The sequence below is a fragment of the Candidatus Avelusimicrobium faecicola genome, from assembly GCA_900540405.1.
GTDB lineage: Bacteria > Elusimicrobiota > Elusimicrobia > Elusimicrobiales > Elusimicrobiaceae > Avelusimicrobium > Avelusimicrobium faecicola.
This window is the reverse complement of the sequence record UQFW01000004.1, coordinates 1-18,966: the sequence shown is the minus strand read 5'-3', so window position 1 is coordinate 18,966 and position 18,966 is coordinate 1. Positions and strand designations below refer to the sequence as shown.

Here is an 18,966-nt window from a genome sequence, read left to right as displayed (position 1 = left end):
AGATACTATATTTAGGTATGAGAAATACCAAAAAAACCTGGCAGGGACACTCCACAAAAAGGCGCAATTCGGCCTTTTTTTTATTTGTATTTTTGGGCATGCTAACCGCCTTCGGCCCGTTTGTGACGGATATGTATTTGCCCAGCCTACCGGCTATGACGGCATTTTTTAATGCCAGCACCCCGCAAGTGCAGTTGGGGCTGACTTTTTCCATGTTGGGCCTAGCCGCGGGGCAAATCCTGTTCGGCCCGCTTAGTGATAAGTACGGCCGCCGCTTGCCGCTCCTGATTTCTTTATGGCTCTTTTTAGGGGCCACGTTGGGGTGCATTTGGGCGCCGGGCATTTGGTTTTTTGTCCTGTTGCGCTTTGTGCAAGGTTGCGCGGCGGCGGGCGGAATTGTTATTTCCCGCTCTATCGCCACCGATAAATTTAAGGGCGCGAGCCTGGCCAAAGCGTTGGCGATTGTCGGCGCCATTAACGGGATTGCCCCGGTATCGGCCCCCATCATTGGCGGCGCCGTATTAAAATGGACCGATTGGCGCGGCGTGTTTGCGGTACTGTTTGTACTGGGCATTATTCTGTTAGGCGCGTGTATTCATTTTAACGAATCTTTATCCCACGCCAAACGCTCCCGCACCCCGCTCCTTAAAACTTTCTCTTTATTTAAGGGCGTCTGCACCAACAAAACCTTTATGGGCTACACGCTGCAAATGTCCTGCGCGCTGGGCGTTTTGTTTGCGTATATTGCCGCCTCGCCGTTTATCATCCAACAGCATTACGGCTTTAGCCCACTGGCCTTTAGCTTATTTTTTGGGATAAATGCGGTGGCTATCGGCGTTGGGGCCGGTCTGTCCGTTAAATTCAAGCGGCAGGAAAACTGCGTCTTAACCAGTTGCGCGGGTATGTTCATAGGCAGTGTATTGGTATGGGGCGCCTTATTGGGCGGGGCCAACATTTGGCTGTTTGAAGGGTTGCTGTTTGCCTTATTATTTATGATGGGGCTTTCCTTAACCGCCGCCACCACCTTAGCCATGGATAGCGTGCGCCAACAGGCCGGTACCGGCTCGGCCTTATTGGGGGCGTGCGGATTCCTGTTCGGCAGTATTGTTTCCCCGTTGGTGGGTATGGGGAATATGCTTTTTACCACCGGGCTTGTATTGGTGCTTTGCGCTATTGGCTCCGGCGTATGCGCGTTATGGGTTCGCCAAAAAACAACTGCCGCTAATACCGCTAATGTTTGCGCTTAAATCTATTTAGAAAGGAAAAATCCCGAAGTAAATAAACTTCGGGATTTTTTTGAAATTGCAAAAACTACATAGACAAGAGTTTTTGTATCAGCCAATCGGCCCCGGACGATAAATCCGTAAATTTTACCAATACAAACAGGTTGATAAGCGCGCCCATACTTAAAAACGGGCCGAACGGAATGGCATCGCCGCCTTTCTTCCCCTTAAAAATCATCAGGAAAATAGAATAGACGAGCCCGATAAAAGAGGCAAAAATAACCGTGGTAATTACCCCTTGCCAACCGATTAACGCGCCTACGCCGCCCATTAATTTTACGTCGCCGCCGCCCATGGCTTCTTTCTTAAACAGCCAAGTGCCAATCAGCGCAATAGCCAGTACGCCAAAGAACCCCACACTTGCGCCTAGCAAGCTATACAGCTCTTTCTGCCACCAGACGCCCTCAAAATACGGGTTGCACCAGGCAAATAACAGGCCCCATACAATTAACCCCAATGAAAAGCGGTCCGGAATAATCATCAGTTCCATATCAATAACCGATAAGATAATCAGCGCGTACGCCGCCGCCAACACCACAAACGTCCACGGGGTCAGCCCGTAATGCCACACAAAAAGCGTGGTCAGCGCACCGGTAAAAAACTCCACCAGCGGATACTGCATGCTGATAGGCGCTTTACATTTGCGGCATTTGCCTAACAGAAAAATATAGCTTAATACCGGGATGTTATCATACGGCTTAATACGCGCGCCGCATTTGGGGCAGAACGACGGCGGCCACACAATGGATTTACCGTTTGGAATACGGTAAATACACACGTTCAAAAAACTGCCTATTACCAGCCCGAACAGGGCGGCAAACACCAAAATTAAAGTATCCATAATCACTCTCTTGTATATATATACATAAAAAACCCCCGGCCGCCGAAACGGTCGGGGGCAAAATTAATGCAAGTTCCAGGCGGTGCCGTAGCTGTCTTCTTTATTAGTATTTACAAATACGTCACCGTAGCGCGGGTCGGTCGGGTCGTTTACATAGGCCCAACCGCCTTGGTTGGTAAACGCCTGTTCATAAGAGCCCGTACTTACATGGTGCGAGGGCCGGAACCCGGGGATAGTCACCATGGGGATACCTTCAATATATTTAGGCACCAGGCAGGATAAATCATCCGTCGGATAAGTGCCCTGGTGTTCCCCGTAATAAGCGGCAATAGCACTGCGCATTTTAACCAAACGGTGCTTGGTGCTGCCTTCTTTGGCTTTGTGTACCAGGTGCATAACACGCGGCACCGTACAGCCCAGCAAGAAAGCAAACACCAATACCGTAATTAAAACTTCCAATTTGGTAAAACCTTTTGTAAGCATTTATTTCAGCTCCAGCGCTACCAACGCAAATACTTTGGCATCCCCCAACGTGTTTTTAATGCTGCTGTATTCGTTGGGTTGGTGGGCCATATCGTCCAGCTTGGAAAACACCACCGCGCTGTACCCTTTATTGCGCAAATACGCCGCCACCGTGCCGCCGCCCACGCCCATGGCTTTGGGTTGGTTTTTATAGACGGCTTTGGCCGCTTTAATTACCGCCCCCACCAACGGCGCTTTTTTATCCGTCGGTTTGGAGGATTCGCATTGTTCCAGCTCAATTTTCACTTTTACCTTAAATTGTTTTTCCACCCCTTTTACAATGCGGGTAATTTCTTTTAATACGTCTTCGTTATTATAGCAGGGCAGAACGCGGCAATCCAAGTAAAACACGTCCGTACCGGGAATGGTGTTTACGTTGGGCACGTTGGCTTCGCGTTTGGTCGGCTCAAAGGTGCTGGCAGATTCCGGTGCGAACAAGGTATTTTTCTTGTTGAAAATTTTGGTAAGCTCTTCCAACCGTACAATTAAATGGGAAGCCACGCGGTTGGCGTTGATACCCGCTTTAGGCATAGAAGCGTGCGTTTGCTTGCCCTGTACGGTAAATTTTACCCACAGCATATTTTTTTCGGCAATTTCCACCATAGTCCCTTGCGGGTTGCCGCCGTCCGGCACTAAGAAAGAATCCTCTTTGGAAAAAGTTTTGCCGTGGCGTTTCAAAATATCCACAATGCCGTAAGTGCTTCCGATTTCTTCATCCGCGTTTAACAAAAGCGCATAGTTGACCGGCGGGCGGATGCCCAAATCCATAAACGCTTTTACGGTAAGCAGGCCGGACACCAAACCTTGTTGGTTGTCTTCGGAGCCGCGCCCGTAAATTTTATCCCCCTTTACAACGGCCTTAAACGGGTCCGTTTTCCACAATTTCAAATCCCCGGGGGGCACAATATCCATGTGGGCCATTACCCACAAGGTTTTCTGTTTGTTTTGGCCGTAGTATTTGGCCACAATGTTGGGGCGCACCCCGGTTTTAGACTTGGGGTCTTTGGCGTTGATGACAAAAACTTCGTCAAATTTCATGGTTTTCAGCAAGGCCAGTAAATATTCCGCCTTGGCGGTTTCGCCGTCGCCTCCGGCGTGCGGAGAAACGGCCGGGCAGGCAATCATTTTGGTCTGCACGTCCACCACAAAATCCTTGTAAGAGTCTATTTTAGCGAATATCTTTTTCGTATCTTCCATAATTTAACCTCGCTTTTCCTAAATAGGGTTTGCTATATCAATAAATTCGGTTTCTACGCCAAATTCCCTTTTTACTAAATCCATCATAGCCAACACGCCGGGCTTTTCGGAATTATAATGCCCCAGCGCCAGGCAGTTTATTTTGCCTTCGCGGCACCATTCTTGCACGGGTTCATCCACTACCCCCGTCACATACAAATCCAGTTTTTCTTCCACGGCTTGCGGCAACATATTCCACCCGCCGCCGCTTACAATGCCTACGGTGCGGATGTGTTCCGGCCCAAAGGCCAACAGCCGCCCTTGCGCGCCGCAAAATTGCTCCAGTACGGCGCAAGTTTCCGCCAGCGGCAAGTCTATCTGCCCCTTAAAACCGATGTTTTGGCCGTGATAGCGCCCAAAAGGTTGCGGGTCTTGCGCGCCTAATTTTTTTATCAAACACGCATTATGCCCGATAACAGGGTGCATATCTAACGGTAAATGATACGCCGCCAGGGCTAAATCGTTTTTACACAAATACGCCACCCGCGCACCAAAAGTACCCGTGAGGCGTTCTTCCTTGCCCCACAAAAGTCCGTGGTGCGTAATAACCAACTGGGCGCCCGCCTGTTTGGCCGCGCGGAAAAGCTCCAACCCGGCCGACACGCCAAACGCCACTTTACGCACTTCCTGAGGGCCCTGCACCTGCAAGCCGTTTTGGCTGGCATCCGGTATTTGGGCCGCGTTCAAATAAGAATTTAAGAACGCAATTATTTCATCGCAAGCCGTCATAGTTTTATGTTATCATTTTATAAGGATGAAAAGAATAGTTTTTTTCTTATTTTTAACCCTTTTTCCCTTTTTAGCCGCACACGGACAAACGCTTCCCGCCGCCCCTTACCTGCCCGCACAGGAAGGGCCGCAGGCCGCCAAAGCGCCCATTACCGTGCAATACCCGCACGAAAAAATGAGCGTTTCCCGGGGGGCAAAAAACATTTTTATCTTCGGGCAAGTAAACGTACCCAATGCCACGTTGGATATTAACGGCCAAGCGGTGCCTTTGCATACCAACGGCGCTTTTTTGGCTTATCTGCCGGTGGAAAACGGAAAATTTGATTTCATTTTAACCGCTACCGCCGGGGAACAAAAATATCAGGCCAAACGCACCGTTATTGTGCCGGGGCTCCCGTTGAAAAAGCTGTTTGAACGGGCGGAATTTGACCCGGAAGAAGTGTACCCCAAAACGCCAGTGGAACTCATGCCGGGCGATTTACTGGAGCTTTCCGCCCGCGGCACCCCGCGCACGGAAGTTTTTTATACGTTAAGCGGCATTAAAGGGGCCAAAAAAATCCCCATGAAAGAAGACTCCGCCCAACCCGGCATTTACCGGGCCAAATATTTATTGGACGAAGACCAAAAACCGCGCACCGTTAAAGTGACGTACCAAATGCAAAATGCCCCCGGCTACACCAAAGCCAAAATAACAGCCCCGGGCAAAATTAAAATTTTAGATGCCAAAAATCCGTTCACCACGGCAGAAATTACGTTGCCCGGCGTAAAAGTGCGCAAAATCCCCGTGCATAAAGAAAACCTTTACCCCTTTTACCGCGCTTACGGCCGCGTGCAAGTAAACGGCCTTTCCAACGGTCTGTACCGTATTGCACTGAACGAAAACGAATCCGCCTGGCTGGAAGCCAACCGGCTGAAATTTCATCCGTTTGCCGGATACACGCCCAACTATATTGACCAACTGACGGCCACTGTTTCGGACAGTAAAACCCGGCTGGCCTTTCACGGCCTGAGGGAAGTGCCCATTCAGGTACAGGAATTTAATGACCGCTTTGAATTGACCCTTTATTATACGTCCGGCTTTGGGGAAAACTTCAGCCTGGATACCACCAGCCCCCTGGTGGAAAACATCACTTGGAGCTACCCCGCCAGCGATACGGTTAAATTTGTGGTTTCTTTTAAGCCCGGCACCGGCCCGTGGGGGCACGCGTACGACTTTGAAAAAGGCACCCTGCTTTTAGACCTTATGCACAAGCCGCAAATTGCCTCCACCCCGCAAAAACCCTTGGCCGGGGCCCGCATTTTGCTGGACGCCGGGCACAGCCCCAAACGCACCGTTCCGTACGACGGCGCCGTCGGCCCCACCGGGTATTTGGAGTACGAGGCCAATTTGGCCTTGGCGCAAGACACGCAAAAACTGTTAGAAAACGCCGGTGCGGAAGTGATTATGACCCGCCACGGCAACAATCATTTGAGCCTGCAAGGGCGCTATAATTTGGCCTTAAAAACCAACCCGCAAATTTTTGTCAGTTTACATTACAACGCCCTGCCGGAAACCGCCAACCCGCTCGCGCGCCCGCGGGGGTATTCGGTTTATTACAATTATCCGCACAGCTTTGGTTTGGCGCAAGCGGTTTACAGCGCGTTTACCCGCCAAGTGCCCCTGCCGGATAACGGCATGATTGCCAACGATATTTTATTTATTCCGCGTATTCCGCAAATGCCCAGTATTTTGGTGGAAAACGCTTATATTATTTTGCCCGAACAGGAAGAAATGGCCAAAGACCCCGCCAAACGCAAGCTATTCGCCAACGCCATTTACGAAGGCATTTTGGATTTTTACGGCGTAAAACCCGCCCCGCCCAAAGCCAATAAAAAAGTCCGCCGCGGCAAGCGCCGCCTCAAACGGACAAAGGCGGCCCCTAAACGTTGGGCCAACAAAACGCCGCTTTCTTACCCGCGTTAAAACCGCCCGCATGAGGCGCCTTGTTTGCCCATAACAAAAAGGCCTTGCCCCAGCGGACAAGGTCTTTTTTAGTGGTACAAAACGGATTTATTTTTTACCTTTTTTAAGCTCGGCCGCCAAACTGCTCTTGGCCAGTTCGCGCACCAAATCTATTTGATACGGCAAGATTCTTACGCCCTTAAAATAGCGCGCCAAAATGGCCCGGTAGGAATTCCCGCGGTTGGCTAAATTTTGAATATGTTGCTGAGAAACGCTGTCTTTCCCGCTGACGGCCCCGGTATTATATTGGGCGGCCACCGGCTTCCCGTTGCGCAATAAAACCTGTCCGCGCGTGGCTTTTACGGCACGCACCACCAAATCGGAGGGCGGCTCCTTATCGTCCACCCGTTTTTTACAGTTATAGGCTTGGTCTTTCGGCGTAGCAAATAGTTGGAAGTGGAGCCAGTTCGGCCCGCCGTTTGCCAAAGAATCCAACCGGCTTTTTACCGTTGCCAACGCATAGGAACGCGCCAAAACGCTTTGCGCTTTTAGGGCTTCTATGGCCTTTTCGCCGCCCAATTCGCACGCGACAACCTGGGTGACATAGCGTTCCAGCTCTACGGTTTCCACCAGTTCCACCCCTTGCTTACCGTAGGCGGAAAAGGGGCCCTCGTACACAATCTTGCCGCCATACCCCGGGTGTTTGTAGGTAATAAAACGCCCGCCGAGTACGGACTCTTCCGCCAATCGGAGCGCGCGTTCCCCTATTTTGCGCGCTTTTAATTGGGATACAGGGCGGGGCGAAGCCATATTCAGGCCCGCTACCCGGCGCACCACGTCCACGCGCCCCTTAAAAGTGCCTAAACTTTTATATTTGCCGGTTTTGGAATCCCGCACGCTGACTAACAGGCGGTCCGGCGCGGTGTTTTCCAACTTCAAATTATTTTCGGCCGCAATGGGACCATATACCTCCCCTGCGTTTGCCACGGCATACGGGGCAGAAAACGAAAGCTCCGCTATGCGTTGCCCGCGGCCCACAAGCACATTAAGCGTGGTGGCATTTAATCCACCCGCTAATAATAAAAAAAGGGTCAATAAGGTATATTTTTTCATACTTATATTATAGGTTTTGAACACCCGGAAAACCAGGGCCTTTGGGCCTAGCCGGAACCTGGGCCCGCCCGGCCGCTTATTTTGATATAATTTACCTAAACCGCCTGCTTTGGGTGGAACGGTGCGGCGTTTTGCATTTTGTGCCCACCGCCCGAAACGCCAAAAGCCGTTAAAAAATAAATGAAATTTTTTATACACAAAAAACATTTCCTTTTTAACATAAAATTTGCTAGAATAAATATATAAGATTTACGAAGTACAAAAGATTTACGCCGGGGTGCTGGAATTGGTATACAGGATGGTCTCAAAAACCATTGCCCTTTCGGGCTTAAGGGTTCAAGTCCCTTCCCCGGTAAAATATAAAACCGCCATTTAGGCGGTTTTTTTATTTTACAGGGGAGCGCATAAACTGCTTTATGCGCGTAAGGGACTTGAAAGGCGGAGCGATGTTTTTGTTTGCGCGCATAAAAGGGCACTTTTCGCGCAAGGCAAAAACCGCGAGCCCGGCCTGCAGGAAAATTCCGTCAGGAATTTTACCGGAAGGCAAGGCCCAATTCCCCGGTAAAATATAAAACCGCCATTTAGGCGGTTTTTTTATTTTACAGGGGAGCGCATAAACTGCTTTGCCTGCGTAGGGACTTGAAAGGCGGAGCGATGTTTTTGTTTGCGCGCGTAAAAGGGTACCTTTCGCGCAAGGCAAAAACCGCGAGCCCGGTGCGAAAGCGCACTCCTGCGCCTGCAGGAAAATTCCGTCAGGAATTTTACCGGAAGGCAAGTCCCTTCCCCGGTAAAATATTTAGAAACCTGCTTAAAAGCAGGTTTTTTTGTTATTATATTTATAATGTTGAATCAAAAACTGGTAATGGCCGCGTGCAAAGCCAAAAGGGTGCTAAATCTTGCTGACTGTAAAACAGCTTCCTCTATTTTAATCCGTCCAGTGGGGCCGGCGCTGGGGGATGCCGTGATGGCCACCGGTTATTTATCCCAGCTCAAACAGGCCTTGCCACACGCTAAAATAGGCATTGTAATAGAAGCCAGAAACAAAGATTTATTTACCAACACCCCATTCAATACCCATTTAATAACAGATTCGCTCCTATCTGCTTGGAAAAATCGCCACCAATGGGATGTTTTTTTGGATTTTTCCACCACTTTTTCCACCCGCCGCATTTTATTTGCCGAATTATTAGACCCTAAAATGGCCATTACTGTAGAAAAACCGCCGAAAGGTTCCTACACCATGGCCTCCGTACACAGTTTTGACCTGTATTGCCCGATTAACCCGAAAATACATTTTAGAAATTGGCTTGAATTAACGCCTTACCAATTTGCGGCTCAATTTCCAGCCCAATATCAGCTCAATCCACCGAAAGTGAATAAACACCCGTTGCCAGACAACAAAACCTGTATTTTAGTTTGTCCGCAAGGAAGCACACGGTTTCTAAACCCCGTTGCTCTTGCTCAAGCAATTGCCAAAGCGGATAACGGGAACCTTGTTTTCCGGTTTTTGAATCTGCCACCAGATAGCCCCTATTTGGCGGCCCTCAACCAATATGCCCCGCACGCTTGCATACAAAACATAGCCAGCCATACCGTGGAAGATTTTTTAGCAAATGTATTTTTTGCAGATGCCGTATTTTCTATTGATACCGCTTCCGTACATATTGCATGCGCCTATCATAAAAAATTAACGGCACTCTATGCCAACTATCCTCTTAATTTATGGCAAGCGGCCCCCATTTTATCCGACGATACAGAATGGGTTATTCCCAACGAGCCAGCCCAATCCGGCAGTGATTTTTCCGCCTACACCCAACAACTGTTATTAAATGCGTTGCAACGGCTCATTCAACGCACGCAAGCGGAGCAACCTTAATACTGGGGCATAAAAAATCCCCGGGCACGCACCCGGGGATAAAAAATCCACGCGTTCAAACGTAATTATTAACTGCGCCAACGGTTGTATAAGTATAAAAAGATAATCACGGTGACCGTCCAACAGGTAAACGGGTCTGCTTGGAAACAGCGCTTTATAAACGCAATCAGCGCGTATATGAGCGCCACCCAAAAAAACACCACAAACCCTAAAGTCAGGCGCACATTAACTTCATTATTCCACCGTGACATATTCTCCCCCTAATCTCCTGCCGCCACGGTCACATCCAAACCGTACCGGGGCCGCGGCATTTATATTATACGCCGAACACACATCCGCCCCGGTTGGGGCCGGGGCGGGTTTGGCTTAAAACGTCAACATTTTAATATATTCGTTCAAGCGTTTTTTTATGTCCCGCTGGGTGAGCGAGGCCAAGCGCTCCACGCTAAAAGATTCTATGGTAAACGAGGCCATCACGTTGCCAATCATCATCGCGCGTTTGATTTCCTGCGGGCTATTCCACTTTTTTACACTGGCCAAATAGCCGGTAAATCCGCCGCCGAATGTATCCCCGGCGCCGGTGGTATCGTGTACATGTTCCAGCACAAAAGGCGGCAGCTGCACCACACCCTTTTTGCTGACTAACATAGACCCGTTGGAGCCCAGCTTAATAATTACATATTTAACGCCCTGTTTTAACAGCCATTTGCCGGCCTTAATCAAATTATATTCGCCGGTTAATTGGCGGGCTTCCGTTTCGTTCAAAAAGAAAATATCAATCTTTTTGACTACTTTTAGCAACACATCTTTTTTGGAAGAAATCCAATAGTTCATGGTGTCGCACGCCACAAAGCGCGGGTGCTTGACCTGTTTTAATACGGATAGTTGCAATTCCGGGTCTATATTTGCCAAAAACACGGCAGCGGCGTTTTGCTGTTCTTTGGTTAAAACCGGCTGAAAGTTTTGAAATACGTTCAAATCCGTAAATTTAGTGACGGCCGTATTAAAATCTTTATCATACTGGCCGCCCCAGTGGAAAGTAAGCCCTTCGCGCACTTGCAGGCCGGATAAATCCACCTTGCGTTTTACAAACGGGGCGCGGTAATCGGCGGAAAAGTCCGTTCCTACCACCGCCACTACGGAAGGCTTGGCAAAATAACTGGCACAAATGGACGAATAACTCGCCGCGCCGCCCAACACTTGTTTTACACTGCCGTTGGCGTTGTCAATCGTATCAAAAGCTACGGAACCCACTACTACCACATTATTATTCACGGTAAAATCCTATTTCAAATAAGTTTTAATGTTTACTTGATTGTTGAACTCGTCAAAAAACGCTTTTTGCGCGGTTTCCATTTTGGTATCCAACAAATTAGCGCTAAACGCGGCTTTGTTTTTTTCAAAATCTTTCATATTGCCGTTTTGCACTTTGTAGGAATATTTAATTTCTTCCGGCGTTAATTTATAATGGGAATACAACACCCCGCGGAAACGGTCGGCCAGTTTGGTTTTGCGCAGTTGTTCTTCAAATTCAGCCGTCGTCATACCCAAAGAATGTTTAAGGGCATACGCATACGCCTGGCGGTTAAAGCGGCCGTTATCGTTAAATTGGGGCGCGGATTGGATGTCGTAAGCGATTTCATAATCCGCCACGTTCAGGCCGATTTTGTGGGCGGCTTGGTTGAGGACTTCCTCGCTGATTAACGCGGCCAACACCTGCTGTTGGATAAATTTGGTCATATCTTCGTCCACATCAATCCCCTGGTTGCGGATAGCGCGGGCGCGGTCCTCGGATACTTTATACAACTGGCGGTAGGAAATTTCCGTGCCGCCCACCGTTGCGGCCGTGGTGCTAAACGCGCCGCGGCTGTAAGAATCCAACCCCAAATACACAATACTGCCGATAAAAAACGCCAACGTGATAATTAAAATACTTTTTTTGTGTTTGATGAGAAACGATATCATACTTGTTTTTGCTCCCTAATTTATTTAGTTAATCCGTCTTCTTGCGCGGCGGCATCTTCTTCCGTACCGCCGATAGAACAATGCCCTTCAATCCGTCCGCCTTCTTCCACAATCATTTTTTTGGCGCGGATATCGCCTTTAATGCGGGCTTTGGCCAAAACTTCCAGCATTTCGGCGCATACATTTCCTTCAATTTCGCCGCCGCACACCACTACTTCCGCCGTCACATCTCCGGTAATGTGGCCGCCGTCGCCAACAATAATATGGCGAGCATTATCCACCGCCCCTTCCAAACGGCCGTCCACACGCAAAGAACCTTGTACGCTCAAGGTGCCTTGAAAATAACACTCGGCACTGACGATAGAAAAATGTTCGCCAGACTCAAAATCAGAATCTTTCTTCAAAAATCCCATAAATTGCCTCCTAAAAAATCACTTAAAATAGTTGCGTGGATTGACGGGCTGGCCGTCTTTCCAAACCTCGTAATGCAGGTGCGTGCCCGTGGAGCGGCCCGAAGAGCCCATGGTGGCAATAATCTGCCCGCGCTTCACCACGTCCCCTGCTTTTACGCGAACACCGGTTGTATGCCCGTATAAGGTGGAATACCCAAACCCATGGTCCACCAGTACCGCCTGCCCATAACCGTTTACCCAACCCGTGTGGCGCACCACGCCGTCGGCCGTAGCCATAATGGGGCTATCGGGCTTGCCAGCAAAATCCAACCCGGCGTGCCGTTTGGAAGAACGGCGGCCGAACGGGTCCAACCGGTACCCAAAGCCAGAGCTAATCCGCGCGGTAGACGGACGGATAGACGGCGTAGAGTGCAGGCCCTCGCGGGCGTTGGCATAGTACCAGGCAATTTCCTGATACGCGGCCAAGCGCGTTTGGGCGGTATCTTGCAGGGCATCTATATATTTTTCAAATTCATCTGTATCAAAATCTTTCAAATCTTTGCCGAACAAGGCTTTGGCGCGCGCGTCGGCCTTTTCCTGCTGTTCTTCCCACCCTTTAGGCATATTAACAAATTTTCCGCCCGGCATACCTAACATTTGGCGCATTTGCATTTCCGTCGTGCGGGATAAATCCAAATACTTGCGGCCGCGCTCCAACTCGTCGGAAATCAACTGCATTTTTACGCGCATTAAACGGTTATCCGCTTTGGTAATGTTGTAATCGTACGCGCGGATACAAAAATAAAGTCCGGCCACCGTCACGGCCAGCCACAAGGCTAAAACCACCAGCACGGTCAGCACGCGCACTTTAATTTTTTTGGAAGAGCCGAACCGGGGCATAATTAATATGTCCACCCGTTCGCCCAGCCACCGTTCCAACGAATTGATTAATTTATCCATCTTTTGTATTCTATCATATACGGAGCGTCTGTTGGCGCTCCAAAATAAATAAAATGAGGAAATCTATGAAAAAAATTCTTTTTACCGCAGTTTTAGCCTGTTTGGCCGCCGCTTGTATTGCACCGTTGCCGCAGGTGCCTAAACTCAACCTTTCTTTACCCGTAGCCGCCACGGAAGAAACTTCCTGGAACTCTGCGGATTACAAAGGCAAACCCATATTGATTGCGTTTATGGGCTCCTGGTGCCCCTGGTGCAAACGCTCCTTGCCGGCATTGGATGCCGCCAGCGCGGCCTTTGCAGGCAAAGCCGAAGTAGTGGGCGCCTTTGCGGATAGCGACAAAGAAGCCGTATTAGCCGTTATCAAACAGCACAATATGCAAACCAAAGCCCTGTATAATGCCCGCCAGGCCGGAACGGAAATGGGCGTGCAAGGTTTCCCGCACATTATGTTATTTGATAAAAAACACCGCTTGGTGCGCGCGTGGAACGGCTATTCGCCGGATTTGGAAGCCCAATTTAAGGAAGAACTAACCAAGCTGACCAAATAACTTAAAAACCGTTCTAGCTAAAAAATCCCCGGGGTTGCCCGGGGATTTTTTGTCTCTTCCAAAAGCGCAAAATTAAAAATCCACCTGGTCCACATCGGCGGCATCCGCCACCGCCCACGCGCAAGTGCCGTCTTGCGCAAATTGCGCAAACGGGTTTTCGTCTTCGGCGGCGGTTAAAGAAGCGGACACATCCGAATGAACCCAAAAGTTGCCGTTCTGCGCATAATAGCGGCTTAAATAATCGGCGGCTACGGGCAGTTGTTCCGCCCGGTATGCGCAAATTTGCTCTTGGGCCGTTTCGTCTTCTTCCAAAAATTCGTCCTCGGGCGCGGGCGTTTTCCCGGCGGATTTCGTCACCACGCTTTCCACGCACCAATCCCCTTCCCGGCCTTTTACCGTGCGGACAATTTCCAACCCGTCCGGGGCGCCTTCCGTGCAAGTGTAGTTTTCACAACGGCCCAAATGTGCCGTATACGCCGCGTTGCAATTTCCTTTTTGCATAGGGGCCGTTTCGGCGGGGGCGGCCAATGCCGCCACGTCTTCCTGCGGGGGATTAGAACACGCCGCAAAACACAAAGCAGACACCAACAAAAGCGTTTTTTTGAACATACATTCTCCTAATTTTCACACCGCACGGTTTGAGGCACCGGCACGCCGTTTTTACCCGGTAAAATAACGGTTATGGAATCCGTCCCCGTACAGCGGATAGGCGGAACGGTTCTCTCCCCGGGCAATTCCGGGCGGGAACAAAGGTGTTTCTGTAAAAAAACAGCCAAAGGGTTTTCCGTCGGGGACGGCTCTGCCGGAGGGAGCAACAACTGGGCTTGCGGAGTGATTGGTTTTTCCGGGGCAAAATAACGCGCTAAATAATCCGCCTGTTGCGTTTGTTCCGCAGCGGGGAAACGGCAGGTTTGCTCCCATTGGCCGGGCCAACCGTCCGGCGCGGGGGCCGCGTTTGCGGCGGCTTGCCATGCGGTGGTTTCCACGCACAGGCCCTCTTGCGGGCCCACCACGGTACGGGTGAGCGTTTTAGGGCCGTTTACGTCTATGTTTTCCACACAGGTAAAAGGTTCGCACGCGCGCAGTTTTTCCGCATACTGCCCGGAACAAGCCGCCGGGCCTGTTTGCGTAGGCACGGGCGCAGGGGAACGGGAAACTTCTACGGGTTTTGGGGCTTCTTTCTGGCAGGCACACAAGCACAAACCCGCCCATAACGGCAATAAAATTTTTTTCATAAAATAAAAATCTCCCTTCCCCTTATTGTAGCAAAACACGCGCGGATTTTTCCGCCCGATTTACTATAATAAGAGAAACTGATTTTACCTTTTTACACACAAGGAGCGACTATGGCTAAAATAAAATTCGGCGAACACGGCCACTTGGAATTGGAAATCACCCCGCTTACCATTTGGTCTACCCCGGGCAGTGAAGGGGAATTTATGGAATACCAAATAGGTTTATATTGCCAGGGCGAAAGCGTTTTCAACCCCGCATTAGCGGAAAAACTGGTAGCCGTAAAGGACGAAGAAACCATTTATTTATCCGATTTTATTGCCGAGGTTTTAGCCAAACGCCAGGAAAGCAACTGGACTATGCTGGAGCCGAAAGCCTCTTTTTATATGCGCCCCAGCGAGCCGCCCCAAAACTGTTGCAGTGCGTTCAACCGGCCGGATAACTTTTTTATGCAAGTGACGCTAGAACAAAACATTTTAGCCGGGGAAGACAAAGTCTTCGGCCCCTATTCCAACACCGGGCTGAACATCAATTTTGAAGCCCCCGCCAAAGATTGGGCCCGCTTTGCGCAAGACATCCGCGCCGAAGAAGAAGATTTTGAAGAAGAGGAAGAAGAACAGGCGGACGAAACCCATTACGACCCTAAAAATTAACAAGGGCCTATAAAATGCCTGGGGCTTTAGGCCCATGGCATTTTATTCACGCATATATTACACTATAAGTAGATACCATTTTAAGGAGATTTTATGCTACAAAAAATTTGGCTTAGTATTGCGGCGTTGTTGCTTTGCATGCCCGCCGCGTGGGCACAACAAAAAAACATTATTAAAGCGGTAGCCAAAACGGCGGCGCGGGACGTAAAAGCCGCCGAAACAGGCTCCGCCGTAAAACATTTGACCGCCGCCACCCAAGGCACGGCCCACCGGGCCGCCAAAGCCTCGGCCTCCAACGCGGCTAAACTTTCCGCCCACCACCCGGCAGATAAAAAAGCCGCCGCGGCCACCCGCAAGGCCGGGGCCAAAACGCCCGCCCGCCACCAAAAGGCCGCCGCTCCGGCGAACCAAACCGGGGCGCAAGCCGGCACTAAAAAATCCCCCAAACATTCGGTCTATCCGTCTGCCAATTTGGCATTTGTTAAATCCGAAGCCGTACCCGAAAAAGTCACCATCGTTAAAGAAAACACCCTTTCCGATAAAGCCATTATCGGCCGGGAGCGCCAACGCTGGGTGAATTTAAGAAACGAACTGGCCGAATTAAACACCGTTAAACCGACCCAACCGGGGCAATTTTCCCAATATATGCGCCACGACGTTCCGGCGGAAACCATGGAATACTTAACCAAACAATATGCCGAAGTACAGCAGAGAATTGCACAAGCCAAAGCCGATGTAATGCCCACCATTTATTACAACGCCCTACCCGGAGAAGGCCGCATGCCGGTTCCTGCCGAAGTGGGGTGGTTGGTCAAAAGGGCCGACGATACCTTATACGCCGTGCGGGCCGCTTTAACTTCTATTCCTAAAGACCCGTACTTGCTGGCGCAGGAAACGTACTGGGTGCGCGTGATAGAAGAATTAAACCCCATGCTCAAAGGGAAACTGGGGATTAAAAAAGAGGTTGCCGGCCGCATTGACAGACGCCACCTGGACTTAAAAGAATTTTTCTTGAAAAACCCGGACGGGACCGACTACCTGCTCCCGCGCTCCTCTACCTTGATTTTGGACCCGGACGAATTGGAAGAAATGGAATCTTACGCCTATGTGCGCATGAAAAAAGCCAATCCGCCCATTACGCAGGAAGCCGCGGCCATAGAGCGGGAAGAATTATTAAAACACCTCCCGGAAAATATGCGTATTGCCGTAATTAATGATGACACCCTGCCCCGCTTGAACTTTAGCAAATGGGGCGAAAAAGGCTACCTGGGCAAAAATGCCAAAGTGGAAGTGTTTGCAGACGGCAGTAAATTTTTACAAAACGTGCAAGACGGGGTACATTATGACTTAGTCGTCACCGACTTACTGGTTCCCAACGGCGGTTTAGCCATGATGCCCGAACTGCGCCAAATGGACCAAAATGTAGCGGTAATTGCCTCCAGCAAATATGACCGCGGGGAAGAACCCGCCGACGGTTTATTTGCCGCCGGGATGGACGGCTACCTTTGGTACAACACCAACTTGAACGAAGGCGCTTACGGCTATATTGAATACCTGCGCGCCATGAAAAATTATTTCCATTACAAAAAACAACACGGTTGGCAGAGATAACCTGCACCGCTTATTTTGAACGCCGCCCGCAAGGCGGCGTTTTTTATTTTCGGCACCGGAAACCCGCTCCGGCAGGTAGGATTGAACGGCTCCGCCAAAACCGCAAAATATTATCCGTTCCCCGGGGCCGCTTTTTGCTAAAATATACACAAGGGTCTTTATGCGCTATATTTTATATTTATTTACTTTAGCTTTAGTATTTGTAGGCGGTATGCTGGTGGGCAACATTTATCTGCCCGAACGCAGTTCCAGCGTAGCGGCCGCTATTTCCGTGCCGGATGCCCAATCCGCCCACCCGGCTATTGCCGCCGCCACCTTGGACGCCGCCCAACGCAACCTGCACATTTTGAATGAGGCCCTCAACTCCTGCCCGGTAGTGGTGGGAGAGGAAAAAGAGCGCTTAATCCACCAAATTGATTTATTTTGGGCCCGCCAGGATTTTGACCTTAAAAAAGCCCGCTACGAGCTGGAAATAGCCAAAAACACTCCCGGCACCGCGGTCACCTCCCGCTTTGCACAAGCCAGTGCGGATTATTCCGCCGCGCTCAAACGGGTGGAAAAAATGGCGCAAGATTACTTCCCGCAACCGCAGGAAGAAAAAATAGCCGAGAAACCCGCCAAACAAGCGGAAACACCTGCTAAACAGGCTGAAACACCTGCCAAACAGGCAGAAATTCCTACAAAACAGGCGGAAACCCCCGCTAAAAATATAGCTCCGGCCAAAACGGCCGCGCCCAAACAGGCGGAGGAAAAAGCACCCGCTAAAAAGGCGCAACAGGCGGAACCTGCCGCCGTGACTCAAGCGCAAACCCCGGCGGAGCCGCAAGCCGCGCATGCGGACACACCGCAAACCGCCCCCGCGAACATCCCGCAAGGGGCCCAAACACAGGAAACTGTGGCGCAAGAAACCCGCGCGGACGAGTTAAAAACCGCCGCAGTAAATGCGCCGAAAGATGCCGAAAAACCGCAAACCGCTACGGCGCAAGAAACGGAACAAGCTAAGACCGAAACGGACAAAGCGCCCCGTGCTAACAGCACCCCGGAAACTCCGGCAGAAACGGCCCCGAAAGCCACGGACGGAACGGCCCAGCAAGAAAAAGCCGCCGCGCAAGAACAGGCCACCGCTCCGAAAGCGACATCTGCCGCCACTCCGCAAGAACAGGCCCCCCAAACGGCAGAAACGGCCGCGCAAAAAGAGCCGGACTTACCCGCGCCCCAAACGCAAGATTCCACCGCGCCCAAAGAGCAGGGCTCCACTGCGCCCAAAGCGCAACCGACCGAACCGAAAAATTAATTTTTTCTTAAAAAAATTCTTTAATCAAATAAAAACGCCCCCGCTTTAGTGTGGATTTTTCCTCCGTGCGCGCCAAATGTCTTTCTTCCTTTTTACTCTCGTTGTTTGCCGTTTTGCCGTTGCCGTTAAATGCCCCCCTTTTGAACCTGCTTATAAAACCTATTTTGAACGGAATTATAAAGGCGTTTTATTTGTTTGACCGTAGGGAGTTGTAAAACGCCCGGCTCAAAATAGGTTTTATAGGTTCCCAGGGGGCTAGCTTTTTTGCTTACTTTTTTTGCAATGAAAAAAAGTAAGGCGGGTTTGGGGTGCAACCCCATAAAAAACCCCGCTTGGGCGGGGTGTAAAAGGGTGCTAAACGGCGCTATAACGCGCACAAAGCGCGGACAAATTAGTTGTCAGTGGGAAAAGGGCAGATAGTAGCCGTTCCGTTATCACAACACATTGACACAGGCGTATCTATTCCGCAAAAGTCCGCACATAATTCGCGCCCGGCTTGGTTGGTTCCCCAGCAACTAGTATTATCACTCTGATAATAGCGGATCAAGCCATATTGGTATTGCAATGAAGGGTGGTGAGTGTTTCCATCAACCATACGAAACGTTCTCAGTTCAACGTTACTAAACCCAAACCTGCTGCTAATCATCCCAATCTCAAACCCATTTCCACCTCTGCCGGTCCGCGGGTCCCCTTTGGTGAAATATCTACTCCCTGTTGCCCCCTTGGGGGAAACATCTAAACCGCGGAAATCGTCCGCATAGCGGTTGG

19 protein-coding genes and 1 tRNA gene are annotated in these 18,966 nt (G+C 50.2%); 8 read left to right on the top strand and 12 right to left on the bottom strand.

The window, feature by feature from the left end; translation table 11 throughout:
- Nucleotides 1-17 precede the first annotated feature (17 nt).
- Complete coding sequence (locus tag ACQY18_RS00895) at nt 18-1,247, top strand: Bcr/CflA family efflux MFS transporter (protein WP_176777238.1); 1,230 nt, start codon at nt 18-20, stop codon at nt 1,245-1,247.
- Between the two features lie 64 nt (nt 1,248-1,311).
- Here the strand turns inward: ACQY18_RS00895 and ACQY18_RS00890 are convergent, their stop codons facing one another.
- The 4 genes from ACQY18_RS00890 to ACQY18_RS00875 form a co-directional block, all read right to left on the bottom strand.
- A complete protein-coding gene (locus ACQY18_RS00890; RefSeq protein WP_428038491.1) occupies nt 1,312-2,124 on the bottom strand; it encodes a prepilin peptidase in 813 nt (270 codons plus the stop codon).
- Between the two features lie 63 nt (nt 2,125-2,187).
- Nucleotides 2,188-2,607: a type II secretion system protein gene (locus ACQY18_RS00885; RefSeq protein ID WP_428038490.1), complete on the bottom strand. Its 420-nt coding sequence runs from the start codon at nt 2,605-2,607 to the stop codon at nt 2,188-2,190.
- Nucleotides 2,608-3,843, bottom strand: a complete 1,236-nt coding sequence (locus tag ACQY18_RS00880; protein WP_428038489.1) for a M20 family metallo-hydrolase — start codon at nt 3,841-3,843, stop codon at nt 2,608-2,610. It lies immediately after the preceding gene.
- Between the two features lie 18 nt (nt 3,844-3,861).
- Nucleotides 3,862-4,611, bottom strand: a complete 750-nt coding sequence (locus ACQY18_RS00875) for a Nif3-like dinuclear metal center hexameric protein (protein ID WP_176777241.1) — start codon at nt 4,609-4,611, stop codon at nt 3,862-3,864.
- Nucleotides 4,612-4,636: 25 nt separating this feature from the next.
- On the opposite strand from ACQY18_RS00875, the gene ACQY18_RS00870 reads away from it, so the two are divergent.
- The gene (locus ACQY18_RS00870; RefSeq protein WP_428038488.1) at nt 4,637-6,574 is read left to right on the top strand and encodes an N-acetylmuramoyl-L-alanine amidase family protein; all 1,938 of its coding nucleotides are present in this window, start codon (nt 4,637-4,639) and stop codon (nt 6,572-6,574) included.
- 87 nt (nt 6,575-6,661) lie between these two features.
- On the opposite strand, the gene ACQY18_RS00865 is transcribed toward ACQY18_RS00870, so the two are convergent.
- Nucleotides 6,662-7,666, bottom strand: coding sequence for a SpoIID/LytB domain-containing protein (locus tag ACQY18_RS00865; protein ID WP_428038487.1), 1,005 nt, complete (start codon nt 7,664-7,666; stop codon nt 6,662-6,664).
- Nucleotides 7,667-7,937: 271 nt separating this feature from the next.
- Here ACQY18_RS00865 and ACQY18_RS00860 point away from each other — a divergent pair.
- Together ACQY18_RS00860 and ACQY18_RS00855 are read left to right on the top strand one after the other, a co-directional pair.
- Nucleotides 7,938-8,021, top strand: a tRNA-Leu gene (locus ACQY18_RS00860).
- Between the two features lie 486 nt (nt 8,022-8,507).
- Nucleotides 8,508-9,542 carry a glycosyltransferase family 9 protein gene (locus ACQY18_RS00855; protein ID WP_428038486.1) on the top strand — a complete coding sequence of 345 codons (1,035 nt, stop codon included), beginning with the start codon at nt 8,508-8,510 and terminating at the stop codon, nt 9,540-9,542.
- Between the two features lie 68 nt (nt 9,543-9,610).
- Here ACQY18_RS00855 and ACQY18_RS00850 read toward each other — a convergent pair whose 3' ends face one another.
- From ACQY18_RS00850 to ACQY18_RS00830, 5 genes are all read right to left on the bottom strand, one after another.
- The gene (locus tag ACQY18_RS00850; protein ID WP_176777244.1) at nt 9,611-9,793 is read right to left on the bottom strand and encodes a hypothetical protein; all 183 of its coding nucleotides are present in this window, start codon (nt 9,791-9,793) and stop codon (nt 9,611-9,613) included.
- 115 nt (nt 9,794-9,908) lie between these two features.
- On the bottom strand, nt 9,909-10,817 hold the full coding sequence (locus tag ACQY18_RS00845; RefSeq protein ID WP_428038485.1) for a PfkB family carbohydrate kinase: 909 nt from the start codon (nt 10,815-10,817) through the stop codon (nt 9,909-9,911).
- A 9-nt stretch (nt 10,818-10,826) separates the two neighbouring features.
- Nucleotides 10,827-11,507, bottom strand: a complete 681-nt coding sequence (locus ACQY18_RS00840) for a SurA N-terminal domain-containing protein (protein ID WP_428038484.1) — start codon at nt 11,505-11,507, stop codon at nt 10,827-10,829.
- A 20-nt stretch (nt 11,508-11,527) separates the two neighbouring features.
- The gene (locus ACQY18_RS00835) at nt 11,528-11,920 is read right to left on the bottom strand and encodes a bactofilin family protein (protein ID WP_428038483.1); all 393 of its coding nucleotides are present in this window, start codon (nt 11,918-11,920) and stop codon (nt 11,528-11,530) included.
- An 18-nt stretch (nt 11,921-11,938) separates the two neighbouring features.
- Nucleotides 11,939-12,859, bottom strand: a complete 921-nt coding sequence (locus ACQY18_RS00830) for a peptidoglycan DD-metalloendopeptidase family protein (RefSeq protein ID WP_176777249.1) — start codon at nt 12,857-12,859, stop codon at nt 11,939-11,941.
- Between the two features lie 65 nt (nt 12,860-12,924).
- On the opposite strand from ACQY18_RS00830, the gene ACQY18_RS00825 reads away from it, so the two are divergent.
- Complete coding sequence (locus ACQY18_RS00825; RefSeq protein WP_176777250.1) at nt 12,925-13,407, top strand: redoxin family protein; 483 nt, start codon at nt 12,925-12,927, stop codon at nt 13,405-13,407.
- 72 nt (nt 13,408-13,479) lie between these two features.
- On the opposite strand, the gene ACQY18_RS00820 is transcribed toward ACQY18_RS00825, so the two are convergent.
- A complete protein-coding gene (locus tag ACQY18_RS00820; RefSeq protein ID WP_428038482.1) occupies nt 13,480-14,016 on the bottom strand; it encodes a hypothetical protein in 537 nt (178 codons plus the stop codon).
- An 8-nt stretch (nt 14,017-14,024) separates the two neighbouring features.
- Nucleotides 14,025-14,642 carry a hypothetical protein gene (locus tag ACQY18_RS00815; RefSeq protein WP_428038481.1) on the bottom strand — a complete coding sequence of 206 codons (618 nt, stop codon included), beginning with the start codon at nt 14,640-14,642 and terminating at the stop codon, nt 14,025-14,027.
- A 111-nt stretch (nt 14,643-14,753) separates the two neighbouring features.
- Here ACQY18_RS00815 and ACQY18_RS00810 point away from each other — a divergent pair, with 111 nt between their 5' ends.
- The 3 genes from ACQY18_RS00810 (at nt 14,754) to ACQY18_RS00800 (ending at nt 18,198) form a co-directional block, all read left to right on the top strand.
- Entirely contained in the window at nt 14,754-15,293 is a 540-nt protein-coding gene (locus ACQY18_RS00810) for a hypothetical protein (protein WP_176777253.1), read from the top strand.
- A gap of 93 nt (nt 15,294-15,386) precedes the next feature.
- The gene (locus tag ACQY18_RS00805) at nt 15,387-16,904 is read left to right on the top strand and encodes a hypothetical protein (RefSeq protein ID WP_428038480.1); all 1,518 of its coding nucleotides are present in this window, start codon (nt 15,387-15,389) and stop codon (nt 16,902-16,904) included.
- Between the two features lie 160 nt (nt 16,905-17,064).
- The gene (locus tag ACQY18_RS00800; protein WP_428038479.1) at nt 17,065-18,198 is read left to right on the top strand and encodes a hypothetical protein; all 1,134 of its coding nucleotides are present in this window, start codon (nt 17,065-17,067) and stop codon (nt 18,196-18,198) included.
- Nucleotides 18,199-18,966 lie beyond the last annotated feature (768 nt).